The 16436-nt window shown below is 69.9% G+C and carries 19 protein-coding genes and 1 pseudogene; 9 read left to right on the top strand and 11 right to left on the bottom strand.

Features of this window, described 5'->3' with window-relative positions:
• Positions 1-103 precede the first annotated feature (103 nt).
• Positions 104-1138: a DUF742 domain-containing protein gene (locus tag YWM_RS25085; RefSeq protein ID WP_084612171.1), complete on the top strand. Its 1035-nt coding sequence runs from the start codon at positions 104-106 to the stop codon at positions 1136-1138.
• On the opposite strand, the gene YWM_RS26030 is transcribed toward YWM_RS25085, so the two are convergent.
• Positions 1135-1350, bottom strand: a complete 216-nt coding sequence (locus YWM_RS26030) for a hypothetical protein (protein ID WP_028849608.1) — start codon at positions 1348-1350, stop codon at positions 1135-1137. The two genes, YWM_RS25085 and YWM_RS26030, sit on opposite strands and share 4 nt — an antisense overlap.
• A 203-nt stretch (positions 1351-1553) precedes the next feature.
• Between YWM_RS26030 and YWM_RS0103890 the strand changes: the two genes are divergently transcribed.
• Positions 1554-1940 (top strand): cold-shock protein, encoded by a 387-nt coding sequence (locus tag YWM_RS0103890; protein ID WP_028849607.1) that lies wholly within the window; start codon positions 1554-1556, stop codon positions 1938-1940.
• A gap of 4 nt (positions 1941-1944) precedes the next feature.
• Here YWM_RS0103890 and YWM_RS0103885 read toward each other — a convergent pair whose 3' ends face one another.
• The 3 genes from YWM_RS0103885 to YWM_RS0103875 all read right to left on the bottom strand — a co-directional run bounded on the left by YWM_RS0103885 (position 1945) and on the right by YWM_RS0103875 (position 5242).
• Positions 1945-2403 carry a DUF2771 family protein gene (locus YWM_RS0103885; RefSeq protein WP_028849606.1) on the bottom strand — a complete coding sequence of 153 codons (459 nt, stop codon included), beginning with the start codon at positions 2401-2403 and terminating at the stop codon, positions 1945-1947.
• 9 nt (positions 2404-2412) lie between these two features.
• The gene (locus tag YWM_RS22100; RefSeq protein WP_425426501.1) at positions 2413-4401 is read right to left on the bottom strand and encodes an MFS transporter; all 1989 of its coding nucleotides are present in this window, start codon (positions 4399-4401) and stop codon (positions 2413-2415) included.
• A gap of 148 nt (positions 4402-4549) precedes the next feature.
• Positions 4550-5242 carry a glutaminyl-peptide cyclotransferase gene (locus YWM_RS0103875; protein WP_342664926.1) on the bottom strand — a complete coding sequence of 231 codons (693 nt, stop codon included), beginning with the start codon at positions 5240-5242 and terminating at the stop codon, positions 4550-4552.
• Between YWM_RS0103875 and YWM_RS22095 the strand changes: the two genes are divergently transcribed.
• The gene (locus YWM_RS22095; protein WP_342664920.1) at positions 5210-6283 is read left to right on the top strand and encodes a DUF3027 domain-containing protein; all 1074 of its coding nucleotides are present in this window, start codon (positions 5210-5212) and stop codon (positions 6281-6283) included. The genes YWM_RS0103875 and YWM_RS22095 overlap by 33 nt on opposite strands.
• Here YWM_RS22095 and YWM_RS0103860 read toward each other — a convergent pair.
• Complete coding sequence (locus YWM_RS0103860; RefSeq protein WP_052344531.1) at positions 6268-6561, bottom strand: DUF2530 domain-containing protein; 294 nt, start codon at positions 6559-6561, stop codon at positions 6268-6270. The genes YWM_RS22095 and YWM_RS0103860 overlap by 16 nt on opposite strands.
• Before the next feature lie 76 nt (positions 6562-6637).
• Here YWM_RS0103860 and YWM_RS0103855 point away from each other — a divergent pair, with 76 nt between their 5' ends.
• Entirely contained in the window at positions 6638-7075 is a 438-nt protein-coding gene (locus YWM_RS0103855; RefSeq protein ID WP_028849603.1) for a MarR family winged helix-turn-helix transcriptional regulator, read from the top strand.
• 170 nt (positions 7076-7245) lie between these two features.
• Entirely contained in the window at positions 7246-7374 is a 129-nt protein-coding gene (locus YWM_RS27020; RefSeq protein ID WP_281168790.1) for a hypothetical protein, read from the top strand.
• Between the two features lie 12 nt (positions 7375-7386).
• Here YWM_RS27020 and YWM_RS0103845 read toward each other — a convergent pair whose 3' ends face one another.
• Together YWM_RS0103845 and YWM_RS0103840 are read right to left on the bottom strand one after the other, a co-directional pair.
• On the bottom strand, positions 7387-8007 hold the full coding sequence (locus tag YWM_RS0103845; protein WP_028849602.1) for a superoxide dismutase: 621 nt from the start codon (positions 8005-8007) through the stop codon (positions 7387-7389).
• 196 nt (positions 8008-8203) lie between these two features.
• The gene (locus YWM_RS0103840; protein WP_028849601.1) at positions 8204-9694 is read right to left on the bottom strand and encodes a glutamate-cysteine ligase family protein; all 1491 of its coding nucleotides are present in this window, start codon (positions 9692-9694) and stop codon (positions 8204-8206) included.
• 197 nt (positions 9695-9891) lie between these two features.
• Between YWM_RS0103840 and YWM_RS0103835 the strand changes: the two genes are divergently transcribed.
• From YWM_RS0103835 to YWM_RS0103820, 4 genes are read left to right on the top strand one after another with little or no spacing between them, the layout of a single operon-like run.
• The gene (locus YWM_RS0103835; protein WP_028849600.1) at positions 9892-10713 is read left to right on the top strand and encodes a TrmH family RNA methyltransferase; all 822 of its coding nucleotides are present in this window, start codon (positions 9892-9894) and stop codon (positions 10711-10713) included.
• 23 nt (positions 10714-10736) lie between these two features.
• A complete protein-coding gene (locus YWM_RS0103830) occupies positions 10737-11330 on the top strand; it encodes a DUF2537 domain-containing protein (RefSeq protein ID WP_028849599.1) in 594 nt (197 codons plus the stop codon).
• Between the two features lie 9 nt (positions 11331-11339).
• Positions 11340-11708: an MmcQ/YjbR family DNA-binding protein gene (locus YWM_RS0103825; RefSeq protein WP_028849598.1), complete on the top strand. Its 369-nt coding sequence runs from the start codon at positions 11340-11342 to the stop codon at positions 11706-11708.
• Between the two features lie 4 nt (positions 11709-11712).
• Positions 11713-12255 carry an MOSC domain-containing protein gene (locus tag YWM_RS0103820; protein ID WP_028849597.1) on the top strand — a complete coding sequence of 181 codons (543 nt, stop codon included), beginning with the start codon at positions 11713-11715 and terminating at the stop codon, positions 12253-12255.
• A 17-nt stretch (positions 12256-12272) separates the two neighbouring features.
• On the opposite strand, the gene sepH is transcribed toward YWM_RS0103820, so the two are convergent.
• From sepH to YWM_RS0103805, 4 genes and pseudogenes are all read right to left on the bottom strand, one after another.
• Entirely contained in the window at positions 12273-13142 is an 870-nt protein-coding gene (gene sepH / locus YWM_RS0103815; protein WP_028849596.1) for a septation protein SepH, read from the bottom strand.
• 199 nt (positions 13143-13341) lie between these two features.
• Positions 13342-14460, bottom strand: coding sequence for a phosphoserine transaminase (serC, locus tag YWM_RS0103810; RefSeq protein WP_425426465.1), 1119 nt, complete (start codon positions 14458-14460; stop codon positions 13342-13344).
• A gap of 101 nt (positions 14461-14561) precedes the next feature.
• Positions 14562-14895, bottom strand: a pseudogene (locus YWM_RS25540) (ATP-binding cassette domain-containing protein); the annotation flags it as partial.
• Positions 14896-14990: 95 nt separating this feature from the next.
• Complete coding sequence (locus YWM_RS0103805) at positions 14991-16337, bottom strand: serine hydrolase domain-containing protein (protein ID WP_028849594.1); 1347 nt, start codon at positions 16335-16337, stop codon at positions 14991-14993.
• Between the last annotated feature and the right edge of the window lie 99 nt (positions 16338-16436).

The raw sequence follows: 16436 nt of genomic DNA, 5'->3' as shown, positions 1-16436 counted from the left end.
GTGTGGATTTCTGCACCCTGGAGGTGGACTGCGGTCGGTGGAGTCGGCACGTAAAGTGTCGGCTTGACTACTCGGTCCGGACGGCTGCGGGGAGGTGCGGGCGATGAGCGCCTTTCGGTGGCGTGGCCGGCGCCGTGAGGCCGCTGTGGCCGTGCAGGACCCCGAGCCCGTTGAGAACCGTGACGACGTGAAGGACGAGCAGGCTGCGACGCCCACCGTGGAGCGGAAAGAAGCGAGCGACCAGGTGGACGGCGAGCACGCGTGGCCGGTGGAGGAGCCGGACGAGGTCGTCCCGCCCGCCGAGGGCCCCGAGGACGCCGGCGAGCAGGAGCCTGCCGCGGCCGTGGACGCCGAACCCGATGGCGCACAACGTGCCCGGGCCGCCGCGACGGAGGCGCAGCCCGCGAGCACGGCGGCGGTCCCGATGGCGACGGACGCGGCTGAGGATTCCGAGCTTGGCGATGCCGAGCCCGAGCAAGGGGCATCCGAGGCTGCCGCGAGGGACTCAGCGGACGATCCCGCGCCGAGTGACCGAGACCGTGAGCACGAGCTCCCCGAGACCGCGGTGAGCGACGCGTCCGAGGACTCCGCGTCGACCGGCGGGGAACCGGAGCGGGAGACCTCTGATCCCACACCGGACTCCTCCGAGCAATCCAGCGACGCCACTGAGTCGACACCTGCCGAAGACTCCGCAGAGCCGAGTGACCCCGAGCCGCAAGCCACGGAGCCCGACCAAGAACAGCAGCTCGAGGACGCCCAGCTCACGCAGACCGCGCAGGCGGTTACCGATGCGGAACCCGAGCTGGACGACGTCGGCTGGGTGCGTCCCTACGTCTGGACCGGCGGCAAAACCGCGGCCCCGCCCGTGTTCGCCATGGAGACCCTGGTCAGCGCCAACCCTCAGGCGGCGACCGAGGTGGTGCGGGACGAACACCGGCAAGTTCTTGCGCTGTGCGACGAACCCCGCTCGGTCAGCGAGATCGCGGCCATGCTGTCCGTTCCGCTCGGCGCCGCCAAGGCCTTGCTCGGCACGATGGTCGAGGAGAACCTGCTCACCGTCCACCGAGCGGGCGCGGGTGCCGACGGCCCAGGACTGGAGCTGATGGAGCGCGTCCTGCGCGGCCTGCGCAACCTCTAGCCGCGCCGTCGGGCCTCCCGGACCAACGCGACAAGGCCCAGCGCGAAGCCGATCGTCGTCAGGCCGATCGCGGCCACGTTCAGCCACCACGGCAGCTCGGTCTGCCCGGCGGCGAACAGCCCGAGGATCACCAGCACGCCGAGGATTCCCGCGACGAAACACGCCACCGCGAGGGGAACAAGCCGGTTCGGTTTACGGGACTGAACGGTCACGGGATCCCAGGTTACGGCGCACTGTGTCGGATGCCGCAGCCGCGTGAGAATTCTTCGCGCCGCACCACATAAACTCGCTACGCTGTACTTGACGCGCGTCGGGAGGTTCGACTCCCGGTGCGCGTTCGTCGTGCGAGCAGGCTTGCGCGCGTGCTCGACGAGTTTGCGCGCGCCCTCGAGCAGGAAAAGGAACGGTGAGTTCGGTGCCGACCGGCAGGGTCAAGTGGTACGACGCGGAGAAGGGCTTCGGTTTCGTCTCCCAAGATGGAGGCGAGGACGTGTATGTCCGGAAATCGGCGTTACCGCGGGGCGTCGAGACGCTCAAGACCGGGCAGCGCCTGGAGTTCGGCGTTGCCGACGGTCGGCGTGGCCCGCAGGCACTGTCGGTGCGTCTGATCGATCCGCCGCCGTCCGTCGCCGAGGCTCGCCGCCGCCCGGCCGAGGAGCTGCACGGCCTGGTCGAGGACATGATCAAGCTGCTGGAAGCACGAGTGCAGCCCGACCTGCGTCGCGGCCGCTACCCGGACCGCCGCCACTCCAAGCGCATCGCCGAGGTCCTGCGCGCGGTGGCCGACGACCTGGATCCGTAGGCCGTCAGCGTCCGCGCAGCTGCACCGACCACACCCCGCGCGCGAGCACCTCACCGTTCTGGTCGAACCGGGCGCCTGCCTGCTGCACCTCGACGGTGAGCAGTCGCTGGCCGGGCGCGGGGCGTGCGGTGTAGGCGTAGGACTCGTCGGGGGCGAAGAACGTTCGCTGCACGGGCTGTGGCTTGCCCTGCGCGTCGACCGTCTGCACGTAGACCACCCACGGCGAGTCGGCGACGTCCGGCGGCACCGAGATCTGCATCGGTTTGCCGGGCCGCAGCGTCAACGTGCCTGCTGCCTGGGGGTTGGCCTGGCAGTCGGTCACCTGCACGTCGCAGTACTGCACCGGCGCGAGCTGCACAGCCTTCCCGTCGGCGTAGACCGTCACTTCCGGAGGGCTGGGCGCCGAGCAGCCGGCGACGAGGGCCAGGGCAGCGAGCAGCACGGCGAGGATCCGTCGTGGCATGCCGCGACTCTACTGGGGCGTCCACTTGGTGGTGCGCGGCCGCTGCTGCCGTGTGGCGCCGGACGCGCCTGCCTGCGGCGCCTCGCCCGCGGACGGACCCGGTGACTGCTTCGCCGACGCACCGGACGACGTCTTGCGCCGGGCGAAGACCTCCCGGCCGGGCAGCATCGTCCTGCCCTTGCGCACCAGGATCGTCTGCACAAGGCCGACCACCAGCATGATCGAGACGACCAGGAAGCCGAGCCAGTAGGTCGGCGGCAGCAGCAGGCCGACCGCGCCGCCGAAACACCAGGCCATCTGCAGCACGGTCTCCGAGCGGCCGAACGCGGACGCGCGGGACTCCTCGGGCAGGTCGTGCTGGATGACCGCGTCCAGGCTGATCTTGGCCAGAGCGCTGCACGTCGACCCGACGAGGCCGACCATCGCGGCGGTGGCGATCCCCGGCATCAGCGTGGCCAGCACGGTCGAGGTCAGTGTGACGGCGACGGCGATCGTGATGACCTGATCCGTGCTGCCCAGATGCAGCCGCGAGCCGATGGCGTTGCCCACGAAGCCACCCGCGCCCGCCGCGGCACCGATGACGCCGAGCAGCAGCAGCTGGGTGAACGGCCCCTGGTCGTTCTGCTCCGCCGAGGCCTTGACCGCGAACGCGGCGAACAACATCAAGAACCCGGTCAGCAGCCGGATGGTGCCGTTACCCCACAGCGCGACCAGCACGCCGGTGGTGATCGGCTGCTTGCCCGCAGGCTTGCGCCGGATGGCTTGCGAGTTCAGGGTCGCGGGCACCTCGCCCTCGGTGACCTCGACCCACGACGGGATGCGCATCGCCTGCCCGGCCCCGACCGCGCAGATCACCGCGGCCACCCAGGCCGCACCGGGTGAGCCTGCGATCCAGCTGAACAAGCTGGCGATGGCGCCACCGACACCACCCGCGGCCAGGCCGAACACGGTGAGCCGCGCATTGGTCTTGGACAGCGTGATCTCCGGCGGCACCACGCGCGGCGTGACCGCGGACTTGAGCACCATGTACGACTTCGACAGCACCATCTTGGCCAGTGCTGCCGGGTAGAGCAGCCACGTGTCGAAGTTGACCGCGATGACCATGCACGCCACCGCCGACGCCGCGGACGACACGGCCATCGCCAGCCGCCTGCCGCGTTGGATCTTGTCCAGCGCGGGCCCGATCAGCGGTGCGATGACCGCGAACGGCGCGATGGTGATCAGCAGGTAGAGCGCGACCTTCCACTTCGACTCCGCGCTGGCTGCGGAGAAGAACAACGTGTTGGCCAGCGCGACGGCCAAGGCCGCGTCGCTGGCGTAGTTGAGCATCAGCGACCAGCTCAGCGACGTCAGGCCGGACTCGTCGGCGCCGTCGGCCCGGTGCGCGCGCTGGAACAGGTGCACGGCCCGCTCGGACAGCTCGCGGCCGCGCATCGCGGCCACCCTGGTGACGGTGAGCTTCTTCGGCATCCGCCCGCCCGGACCCGCCGGGCCTTCCTGCGGTGGGTTGGGGCCACCCGGTGGTTCCTGGCCTCCGCCTGCCGCCCGGTAACCCGGTCGCTGGTAACCGCCGCGGTCGTCGTACCCGCGGTCGCGTGGCTCGTAGCCCGGCGGCGGGTAGCCCCGGTCCTCGTACCGCCGCGGTGGCGGCTCGGAACGCGACCGGTAGGAGGGCGGACGAACATAGCCGTCGGTGCCGTACCGGTCGAAGCCGCGCGCACCCGGCTCGGTCGGCTGCTGTCCCGGTCGGTCGGCGCGCCGCTCGCGCTCCAGCTCGACGGTGTACGCCTGGTCTGCGGTGATCCGCGGCGGCTGCTCGGGCTCCGGTGCCTTGGTGGTCGGCGGCTCGGGGTGGCGCGGCCGCTCCGGCTCGGGCCGCGGCGGCTCGGGATAACGCCTGGTCGGCGGGGGCACGAACCCGCTGGGCTTGGCCTGCGGCTCGGGCGTCCACTTCCGGCCCGACTTGTTGCGGCCACGACGAGTCCGGCCCCCGAACACCGAGGGGCCCTTCCTGTCGTCGGAACCGGAACCGATCACCCTTCTCATCCTGCCTCAACAACCCTGCGTTGTGCCCGAAACCCCGCAGCAAGGTCAGGTGAAAATCAGGGTGGTCTCGGACACTGTCGGTGGCCCCGCACCGGTGCGACTAGTTATCCGGAACGAACCGAACCCGAAACGTCTTCGGCCACAGTTTCCCGGTGATGAAGAACGCGTCGGTGCCCGGGATGGCCGCGATGCCGTTGAGCACGTCCGCCTCGTCCCGTTCGTCCGGCTGCAGCAACCCGGAAGCGTCGATCTCCCCGGTGACGACCCCTTCGTCGGGATCGATACGCAGGATCGTGTCGGTCTGCCAGACATTGGCGTAGACGACGTCGTCGACGCACTCCAGCTCGTTCAGCTCGTCCACCGGCCCGCTCCCGGAGCGGACCCGCACGCGGCCGATCGTCTCGAACGTCTTCGGGTCGCGGAAAGTCAGCACGTCGGAGCCGTCGCTCATCACCAGTCGCTCGGCCTCCGGCTGGTGGCAGATGCCCCAGCCTTCGCCCGCGTACCTGATCCGTTCGCGCTCTTCCAACGTGCGTGGATCGCGACGGAAGGCCACCCCGTCCTTCCAGGTAAGCTGCCACAGGTCGGTGTCGGTGATGGTGATCCCTTCCCCGAACATCGACGAGGGCAGCAAGATGCGGCGTCGTTCCTTGCCGGTCGTCAGATCGATCGCACGGACATAGGACTGGCCCTCGAGGCCGGTGCCCTCGTACAGTGTCCCGCGCGCGATCTCCAACCCCTGTGTGAAAGCGTTCCGATCATGTCGAAGCGTTTCAAGGACCTGTACGCGCAGGCGCTCGGGCGGCTGTTGCGCGACGAGCGGGTCCCGCCCGCCATCCGCGCGCGGATCGCCCGGTTCGCAGGCGAGCACGGTCATGCACCCGAGCACGGCCAGTACCACGCCGAGCCTGCTGCGGCACGCGCGCCGGAACCGCAAGGGGGTGCCGAGCCCGAGCAGTCGGGGGAGACGACGTCCGCGGTGCACCGGCCCAGCGTGCCAGATCCCTCGACGTCTATTCTCGAGCCCATGACTACCGCGACCGAGGCACCGCCGCGCCCGGCACCGGAGTTGCTGGACGCGGTCGAGACGGCCCGCGCCGTCGCCCTCGAGGAGGCGGAGGAGCGCGGATACGACGCCTCGGCGGTCGGTGACTACGTGGACCAGGTCATCGAGGACCACGCTGCGGTGACGTACCGGTTCGACGCCCACGTTCCCGGCTACCGGGGCTGGTTCTGGGAGATCACGCTGGCGTCGGCGGGTGAGGGCTTGCCGGTCACGGTCAGCGAAGCGGTGCTGCGGCCCGGCCCGGACGCGCTGGTCGCGAAGCCGTGGGTGCCGTGGGAGAGGCGAGTCCGGCCGGGTGACCTGGGCATCGGCGACCTGCTCCCGGCCGACCCCAACGACGAGCGACTCGTGCCGGGCTACCTGCACCATCCGGATCCGGCGTTCGAGGAAGTGGCGCGCGAGGTCGGCCTCGGTCGCCAGCGGGTGCTGTCGTACGAGGGCAGGATGCAGGCCGCGGCGCGCTGGCGTTCCGGGGAGTTCGGCCCGCGCTCGGACATGGCCCGCAGCGTCCGGGAGAGCTGCGGCACGTGCGGCTTCTACTACCCGTTGTCGGGTGCGCTGCGCGCGGCGTTCGGGGTGTGCTGCAACGAGTACTCGCCTGCCGACGGCCATGTCGTGCACGTCGAGTACGGCTGCGGTGCGCATTCGGAGATCAAGGTGCAGCGCGGCTCGCGTGTGCCGGTGGCCGAGCTGGTCTACGACGACTCACAGCTGGACGTCGTGCCGATGACGACGGGTGCCGACGACGGCGGTCAGAGTCCGCGCTGAGCTCCGCGCGAGCCACGCCGGGATGCTCGGCGTTGCCACGACACGATGCCCATTCCGATGAATCCGAGCGCCACGCCGGCCAGTGCCGTCTGCGGCCAGAGCCCGACGTCGACGCCACCGACGTATCGCAGCAACAGCGAGGCAGCGAGCGCGATCGCCCACAGCACCGTGCCGATGATCACCGGGGGTAGCAGGTCCACCAGGCTCTTGGGCAGTTCCGGCGGGGTGCGCCGACCATCCGTGGTGGTCGCGCCCCCGGTGTCCCGCTCGGTGGTCATGTCCCGCAGCCTACCTACGTCGCCGATCGGCTCGCCGACCTGCGTATCGCCCGCCGCGACTCGGTAGGCTGACGGAATGGACACCGTGCAGCGGACCAGTGAACGTGGGCTGGCTGCCCGCCTGCGGTTGGCCGTCGTCCGGCTCAGCAGGCGCCTGCGGGCGCAGAACCCCCCTACCGGTGTCACGCTCACGCAACTGTCCGCGCTGTCGACCTTGCACAAGTGCGGGCCGATGACGCCAGGGCAGCTCGCCGGCAAGGAGGGCGTCCAGCCGCCGTCGATGACCCGGGTGATCGCCGCGCTGGAGAAGATGGGCTACGTCGACCGGCGACCGCACCCCACCGACGGCAGGCAGGCGATCGTCGAGCTCAGCAGGCAAGGCTTGGAGTACGTCAACGCGACCATCACCGCGCGCGAGGCGTGGCTGGACGAGCAGCTGGCGAAGTTGACCCCGCAGGAGCGCAAGATCCTGGATCAGGCCGCGGAGCTGATCCAGCGAATGGCTGAACCGTAGGCCGAGCCTGGCACGATCGGGGACCCGGTGTTGCGCTGTAGGTGAGGTTAGGCTAACCTCAGTCTCGTCGCTTCGTGGTGGGAGCGGCAGTCAGTTCGGGAACGCACGAAGGCCCCGTGGCGGAGCAAGCGCCACGGGGCCTCGTCGCATCCGCATGATACTCCGGTCGGATGTCGGCACGGATGGTGGTGATGCCGGCCACGCAGACAGTGGCCGGCGAGTACCGCCCCCGGGTGCCGGAGATCATGCCGCCGAAACGGCAACTGGCCCGGCCGGCGAAGCCGGATCCGGGCCAGTGAAGCGGGTTGAACTCAGCCGAGCAGGCCGTTGCCGCCGTTGACGGCGTTGTCGAACCGCTTGCCGATCTCCGCCCAGTCGTAGACGTTCCACAGCGCCTTGGCGTAGTCCGGCTTCACGTTCTTGTACTGCAGGTAGAACGCGTGCTCCCACATGTCGGTCATCAGGATCGGCGTGGTGGGCAGCGCCATGTTGTTGTGGTGGTCCCGCAGCTGCTGGATGATCAGCCGCTTGGCCAGCGGGTCCCAGGACAGCGCGGCCCATCCGTTGCCCTGGATCGTGGTGGCCACCGCGTTGTAGTGGGCCTGGAACTTGTCGAACGAACCGAAGCTCTCGTCGATGGCCGCTGCCAGCTCGCCGGTCGGCTTGTCCCCGCCTTCCGGCGACAGGATCTTCCACCACACCACGTGGTTGGCGTGCCCGGCCAGGTTGAACGCCAGCGTGGTCTCCAGGCCGACGATCGCGCCGTAGTCACCGGCCTCGCGGGCCGCCTCCAGCTTCTCCATCGTGTCGTTCGCGCCCTTGACGTAGGTCGCGTGGTGCTTGCTGTGGTGCAGCTCGTTGATCTCGCCGGAGATGTACGGCTCGAGCGCGCCGTAGTCGTAGTCGAGATCGGGAAGCTCGTAGAGCGCCATCTGTGCTCCCTCAATTCACACGGGTGGGAATTCCGCTATCCAACCTAGTCCCGATCACCCCAAGGGTCGAACCGGGTGATCATCTGCCGAGACCACGATGCAACCTCGACTTAGCTGGAGGTCAATCGGGATGTGGTCACGACCACGTGATACCCACCCGCCCGGCTGAGATAACCGCAGGCTCACCCGGGCACGGCTACACCGGCCACTCGTGCACCGGATCGCCCCGGTGCATCAGGCCGATGTAGTCGGACAGCATCGCGCGCAACGCGTGCTCGCGGTCCATGCCCGCGCGTTCCAGCTTGTCGACCGTGGCGCGCTGCCACGCCGCGCCGGTGCGCCGGGTGAGGCACCGCTGCTCGATGACCCCGAGGTACTTGTCGGACACGCGCGACGACACCCCGGCGGCGGCCAGGCCCTCGGCGGCCAGCGGCAGCAGCTCGCGCAGCACCAGTTCGTCCGGCGGCACACAGCCCAGGCCGGGCCAGTAGAGCTCGGCGTCCATGCCGTGCCGGGCGCCGCGGTGCATGTTGTCCTCGGCCGCCTGGAACGACATCGACGTCCACACCGGCCGCTCCGCCTCGGCCAGGGCGCGCTGGGCGCCGTAGAAGAACGCGGCGTTGGCGACCATGTCGATCACCGTCGGGCCGGCGGGCAGGACGCGGTTCTCCACCCGCAGGTGTGGCTCGTCGTCCACCACGTCGTACACCGGCCGGTTCCACCGCCACACCGTGCCGTTGTGCATGCGCAGCTCGGTCAGTTTCGGTGTGTGGCCCGCGGCGAGCGTGTCCAGCGGGTCCTCCGGGTCGGTCTCGGTGAGCAGGCCGGGGAAGTAGCGGACGTTCTCCTCGAACAGGTCGAAGATCGAGTTGATCCACCGCTCGCCGAACCACACGCGCGGCCGCACGCCCTGGTTCTTCAGTTCCTCGGGGCGGGTGTCGGTGGACTGCTCGAACAGCGGCAGCCGGGTCTCGTGCCACAGCGCCTTGCTGAGCAGGAACGGTGAGTTGGCCGCCACCGCGAGCTGCACGCCCGCCAGGCATTGCGCGGCGTTCCAGTACGGCGCGAACTCCTCGGGACCCACCTGCAGGTGCAGCTGCATCGACGTACAGGCAGCCTCGGGCAGGATCGTGTCCGAGTACGCGCGCAGCCGCTCCGGTCGCCGCCCGGGCAGCGCGACGCCGTCCATGGTCAGCAGCGTGTGCTCACCGCGTTCGGCGAGGATCTTGTCGTTGAGTTTCGAGTAGCGGGCGTTCGACGTGAGCCACTTGGCCTCGAAGTGCTCGGCCCCCAGCGTCGGCAGGATGCCGATGATCGCCAGGCCCGCGCCCCATTCGCCGGCTTTCGCGTCCGCGTCGCTGAGGAAGTTGCGCAGTTCCAGGTCGAGCTCGAGCAGCGAATCGGCGTCCAGCCTGCGCGGCGGCACGTTCAGCTCCAGGTTGTGCCTGCCCAGCTCGGTGGTGAACGACGGGTCGTCCAGTGCCGCGAGCACTTCGGAATTGGTCATCGACGGGCGCATCTGCTCGTCGATGAGGTTGAGTTCGATTTCCAACCCGATGCGCTGCGGCCGGGAGATGAAACTGCCTTCGGCCAGCATCTGTGCGAGGGTGTCCAGGCACCGCTGGACCTTGCGCCGATAACGGGCACGGTCCGACGAGCTCGAGCTCGCCAGCACATCGTCGGTCATTGTTCTTGCGCTCCCCGCCCCGTTCGTCGTGGTGGCACTCGTGGCGAACCCCGGCCTGTAACGGTGACACGGGTTTGCCCGCAGCGGCTAGCGGCCAAACCGGTACAACGGGTAAGGCGGGGTTGACGCTGCGCAGTCGTTCCTGGTGGGAGACCCCTCGTCGTCGCCTGGACAGAGCACTGCGGGAGACTCGGCACGTGGCTGAGCTCGTCGACGTCGCCGATCCCGCGGACCACCGGCTGGATGACTACCGCGACCTCAAGCGCGCCGATCGCCGCCCCGACCGTCCCGGTGGCCGTGGTCTGGTGATCGCCGAGGGGACCAGTGCGGTGGAGCGGTTGCTCGATTCGCCGTATCCGGTCCGCTCGGTCATGGGTGTGCGCAACCGGGTCGAGGAACTGGCCGACCGGCTGGACAAGGTGGCCGTGCCGGCCTACGTGACGACCGCGGACGTGATGGATCAGGTGATCGGCTTTCATCTCAATCGCGGCGTGCTGGCTGTCGCCGACCGGGCCGCACCGGTGCCGTGGGAACGCCTGCTCGCGGGCCGCGTGCTGCTCGCCATGGAAGGCGTCAACGACCACGAGAACATCGGTTCGCTGTTCCGCAACGCGGCCGCGTTCGGGGTGGACGGGGTGATCGTCGGCCCCGGGTGTCCGGACCCGTTGTATCGACGCAGCGTGCGGGTGTCGATGGGTCACGTGCTGCACGTGCCGTTCACGACGGTGGACGACCTGGCAGTTGCGGCCGCATCGCTGCACGAAGCCGGTTTCACCATCGGCGCGCTGACCCCACGGCAGGGCGCCGTGTCGGTGCGGGAATTCGGTCGTCGACATCCCGGCAAGGTCGTCTTGCTGCTCGGCTCGGAGGGACATGGCCTCAGCGAGGAGGCGCTGGCGGTGTCCGACGTCGCGGTGCGCATCCCGATCGCCGAGCACGTGGACTCGCTGAACGTCGCGGTGGCGGGCGCGATCGCCTGCTACGAGCTGGCGGAACAGGCTAGGCTCGGCGAACGATGACGGCCGATCGCCAACGCTCGAGTGTGGAGCTCCGCGTCCGGGGTGAGCGTGCCGTGCTCACCGCCGGACGGCACGCCGCCGAACCCGAGTCCTTCCCGCTCGGTGACGAGCTGGCCGCGGCCCTGCACGAGTGGGCGCGGGTCGCCACGGCCATCCGCACCACGGAATCCACCGCCGAAACCGTCGGTGTGGTCAGCCGTCGTGGTCATCAACTCGCCGGTCGAGTGGCCGCGGAGTTGCATCGCCCGGTCCGCTACGTCGACCCCGTGACGGATTCGGCGATCGTGGTCGTCCCACAGGAGCCCACGCCACGACGGGCCACGCCGGCCGCGCACTGGTTCCGCCGCACCCCCGGCGAGCCGACGCCGTGGGGGCCGGGGCTGACCGTGTCGGTGATGATCGGTGCGGTCGTGCTGGTCGGCATGCTCGCGCTGGCCACCACGATCACCGAGGCCGTGGCAGGCTGGGCGGCCCTCGTCGCCGCGCTGATCGTGACCGCGGGCATGGCGCCGTCGCTGTGGATCGGCCGGCACGTGCCGACCATGCGGTGGGTCTGCTTCGGAGCCGCGGGCGGCCTGGCCGTTTCCTGGCTTGGCGTGCTGGTCGTCCTGCTCTAGCCTGCCCGCATGTCGGACGACCCGCTGCCACGCCTGCGCGCGCTGTGCCTGGCGCTTCCGGAAACCACCGAACGCGTCAGCCACGGCGAGCCCGCGTGGTTCGTGCGGGACAAGAAGCTGTTCGTCAGCTATGCCGATCACCACCACGACGACGTGCTCGGTTTCTGGTGCGCGGCCGCGCCCGGGGTGCAGGAAGCGCTGGTCGGCAGCGACCCACAGCGGTTCTACCGGCCGCCCTATGTCGGTCATCGCGGATGGCTCGGGGTCAACCTGGGTGTCGAGCAGGACTGGGACGAGATCGCCGAGATCGTGCGGGACGCCTACCGGTGTGTGGCGCCGAAAAAACTGGTAGCCCTGCTGGATCGATCGGCAGACTGACGGCATGGATGGAGTCGTCACCGCGGTCGCCGTCAGCCCGACCCACTCGTTCAGCAAGTACTCCCAGCCGGAGATCACCCTCGTCGCCGGGGAAGGTGCGGTCGGCGACGCGCACCGCGGCGCAAAGGTCAAGCACCGGTCCCGGGTCAAGCGGGATCCCGAGCAGCCCAACCTGCGCCAGGTTCATCTGATTCACTCCGAGCTGCACGACGAGCTCGTCGCGCAGGGCTTCACCGTCAAGCCGGGCGATCTCGGCGAGAACATCACCACCCGCGACGTCGACCTGCTCAACCTGCCGACCGGCACACGGCTGCGCATCGGCCACGAGGTCGTGGTCGAGGTGACCGGGCTGCGGAATCCCTGCTACCAGATCGACGACTTCTCCAGCGGCATGCTCAAGGCGGTGCTCACCAAGGACTCCTCAGGTCGCCTGGTCCGCAAGGCAGGCGTCATGGGCGTCGTGGCAACCGGCGGAACCGTCCGACCCGGGGATCCGATCTCGGTGGAGCTGCCCGCCGAGCCGCACCAGCCGCTCGAGCCGGTCTAGCCGCGCCGGCTTTTCACCTAGCCGCGCTGGCTCTTCACGCCCAGCAGGACGTCCTCCCACGCCGGAACGACCGGGTGGTTCTTGCGGCCCTTGCGCCTGCCGTTCGACGACGCGGCCGGGACCTTCGGGATCTCGGTGGTGTCGTCGTCGGCTTGCTCCGGACCGGGGTCGGGCGTTTCCGCGCGCGCCGGCTCGGGGCTCTTCGCGGCCGGGGTCTCCTCGAACGCCTCGTCCAGCGTGCCCTGCCAGTCCTCGCGCTCCTCCGCGGGCGGCGCGGTCTCCTCCAGCACCGGGCGCAGTTCGCGCGAGCGACCCTCCGGGTCCAGCAGGTCCTCGGCGGGTTCGTCCAGCGCGACCGCGGTGCCGCCGTGCGCGCCGGGGGAGTACGACCAGTGCGCGCGGTTGTCCGAGCGGCCCGCCTTCCAGCGCAGGCAGACCACCCACTTGCCGTCCTCACCACGCCAGGAATCCCACGTCGCGCTGCTGTAGTCCTGGCCGCGGACCGAGAACGCGTGCGCCACCACGTCACCGAGCGTCTGCACGTCCGGCCCGTCCTCGCGCACCGGGTGGGCTTGCTGGGCGAGCTCGGCGATCCGGGACCGCTCCAGCAAGACCGGGTAGGCGAAGCGCTCGACTCGCTGCTCCGGCATGCCCGCGGCGGCGGCGACCTGCGCGACCGTCTCACCGGCGCGGATGCGGGCCTGAATTTCGCGTGGGCGCATCTGGCTCTCCAAACTGATCTGGACCTGACCGAGCCGACTGAGGTCGCCCCGAGCTGCGGCAAGCAGCCGTTCGTCCACGGGGATCGAGTACTTCTCGCCTGCGGAGTCTTCGCACACGACGGACTTGCCGTCCTCGTGCAGCCCGACCACCCGCAGCGCTCGCATGTATCCCGCCTCCCACGACGTCACCTGTCTGGGTGGTAACCGTAGTTCGGCGTGGCGGCTTGACGTGCGAGGCGCGCCGGGGCACGCGCAGGTTGTTGTAGTTGATCACGCAATCGGGCTAGGTGCCTTGCCGAAGTGTCCGAAACGGACTAGCGCCGGGCCCCGATCACGGGACCCGGCGCCAGTCGGTGTCTCGGTGTCAGGCGAGCCGCTCGACGACCCAGTCGACGCACGCGGTGAGCGCGGAGATGTCGTCCGGCTCGATGGCCGGGAACATGCCGATGCGCAGCTGGTTGCGGCCCAGCTTGCGGTACGGCTCGACGTCCACGATCCCGTTGCTGCGCAGCGTGGCGGCGACGGCCGCGGCGTCCACGTCGTCGGAGAAGTCGATGGTGCCGACGACCTGCGAACGCAGTGCCGGGTCGGACACGAACGGCGTGGTGTAGGCGGTCTTCTCCGCCCACGTGTACAGCCGGTTCGCCGACTCGGCCGTGCGCTGCGTGGTCCACTCCAGCCCGCCGTTGTCGAGCATCCAGCGGATCTGGTCGTCGAGCAGGAACAGCGTGGCGACCGCCGGGGTGTTGTACGTCTGGTCCTTGCGCGAGTTGTCCAGTGCGGTGGTCAGCGACAGGAATTCCGGCACCCAGCGGTCCGACTTGCCGATCTCCTCGATGCGCTGGACGGCCGCGGGCGAGAGGATCGCCACCCACAGCCCGCCGTCGGACGCGAACGACTTCTGCGGCGCGAAGTAGTAGGCGTCGGCTTGCGTGATGTCCACCGGCAGTCCGCCCGCGCCGGACGTGGCGTCCACGGCCACCAGCGCACCGTCGCTGCCCTCGGGCCGCTGCACCGGCACGGCCACACCGGTCGAGGTCTCGTTCTGCGCCCAGGCGACCAGGTCGGCGCCCTCGGCGTAGGTGATCTCCGGCGCGGTGCCCGGCTCGGACTTGACCACGATCGAGTCGTCCAGGAACGGGGCACCGTCGGTGACCTTGGCGAACTTGGTGGAGAACTCGCCGTAGGCGAAGTGCTGCGCCCGCCGGCTGACCAAACCGAACGCGGCCGCGTCCCAGAACGCCGTCGTGCCGCCGTTGCCCAGCACCACCTCGTAGTCCTCCGGCAGCGAGAACAGCTCACGCAGACCGCTGCGCACGCTGCCGACCAGGGACTTCACCGGCTTCTGGCGGTGCGACGTGCCCATCACCGAGGCACCGGCGGAGGCCAGGTTGGCCAACTGCTCCGGGCGCACCTTGGACGGCCCGCATCCGAAGCGGCCATCGGACGGCTTGAGGTCTGACGGGATCTGCAGCTCGCTCATGCCGCTCACGGTAGTCGCCGTTCCCGCGGGTCGGGACACCGAGCCCGCAACGTCACACCGCCCGTCCAGCATGTGGGAGCAGGCCGCGTTCCAGTCGAGGAAACCAGCTCAGGATTGCCGATGATGCCCAGCGCGACGTCCAGGCGGCGGCGCTGCCCGCCGGACAGGCCACGTACGCGAGTGGTCGCCTTGTCGGGGAGCCCGACGGCGTCGATGACCTCGTCGGGATCGGCAGGTCGCGGGTAGCACGCGGACCTCACCTGCGTCGCGTGCGCGGTGGCCCTCCAGGATCTCGACGGTCGTCGTCTTCCCGGCGCCGTTCGGGCCGAGCAGGGCGAACACCTCTCCCTGGCGGATGGTCAGGCCGATGTCGTCGACGGCGCGGACGTCGCGATGCGCCTTGCGCAGCCCGCGCACTGTGATTGCTGCTGTCATGCCCCGATCGTGCGGTCCGCGCCACGCCTGGCGGGACGTCCAGCGGACCGAACCTGGGTGTCAACCGAACAGTGGACAGCGGCTGACGACTCGGGTCAGCGCCAGCCTTTCGGGTCCACGCCTCCCGGCACCGGCGCCTGAGGGTCGTACGGGGTGCGGGTGAAGATGAACGTCGCCAGGTTCAGGTACTTCGGGGCACCGTCGGCGTCCCGTCCGACCCGCAACGTCTCGCCCGCGTAGTAGCCGTCGAGCCCGACCCACTCGTCCTGTCCGGTCGGCCGGAAGCGGGAGCGTCGTCCACCGTCGCCGACCGGCGCCAGGTACAGCCAGCCGTTCGGCATGACGCGCAGATGGTGCGGTGTCGGGCCCCAGTGCCACAGACCGGTCAGCTCCAGCAGCGTGGTGTCGATGTCGGCGGGCTGCCACGGCTGCGGCAGCGGCGGCTCGTGCTGGTCGGCGAGTGCGATCAGGTCGAGCGTGACACCGAGGATCGGCACGCCCGCGGTTGTGTTGCTCATGGCGAGCGCGCCGGTGCCGGTGGCGCTGTCGACCATGGTGCAGGCGATGAAACCGGGCATCGACCCGGTGTGCCCGGCGTAGGCGTGCCCGTCCCGGCGCACCAGCTGAAGGCCGAGCCCGTAGCCGCTCTGCCATTGCTCGCCGTCCTCGACGGTGGCTGCCGCGCGCATCTCCGCCACGGTGTCCGCGGACAGCACGCCCGCGGTGTGACCCGCGACGAGCGCGGTCAAGCGGGAGAGGTCGTTGACCGTCGACCACAGCTGACCGGCCGGGGCCATCGCACCGGCGTCCGGTGCCGGTTCGGGGTGGAGCACGTCGGCGAACGGGTGCACCGCCCAGCCCTGGGCTGCGTGGTCGTCCGGGTGCGGGACCGTGCGCATCATGCCCAGCGGTTCGAGCACCTCGGCCTTCAGCGCCTCGTACCACTCCTTGCCGCGCAGCCGTTTGACCAGTTCGCCGAGGATCCCGTAGCCGACGTTGGAGTAGTGGAACTGCTGCCCGGCGCGGAGCTTGAGCTCCTCGGGCGTCAGGCTCTCCGCCAGCTGGTCCCAGCCGCCTCCTGGGCTGCGTTCCCACCACGACCCCGGGGACTCCGACGTGACGCCACCGGTGTGGGACAGCAGTTGCGCGATGGTCAGGTGCCCGAACGGTGAGTCGCCGAGGTGACGGCTCACAGGGTCGTTCAGCGCCAGCTTGCCTTCGTCGCGCAAGCGCATGACCAGCACCGCGACCAGCGATTTCGTGATCGAGCCGATGCGGTACTGGGTGTCGTTGTCCGGGATCGAGCCGTCGACGAATCCGCGCGCGCCGGACCAGACGAGTTCACCGTCTCGAACGACACCGGCCACCAGCGACGGCGCCCGGCCGTGGGCCTGCGCGGTGGCGATGCGCGACAGCAGCGCGTACTCCGTGGTGGGAAGCATGCGAGCCATTCTGCAGCGCTGATCGGCTTGGGGTGCCCATCGTTGCCGCTGGCCACATCCGGAAACCGAACTTCATTCGGATGTCGCAACCGGCGCGGC

This window comes from Thermocrispum municipale DSM 44069, assembly GCF_000427825.1.
Classification (GTDB): domain Bacteria; phylum Actinomycetota; class Actinomycetes; order Mycobacteriales; family Pseudonocardiaceae; genus Thermocrispum; species Thermocrispum municipale.
This window is presented reverse-complemented; position numbering and strand designations above follow the sequence as displayed.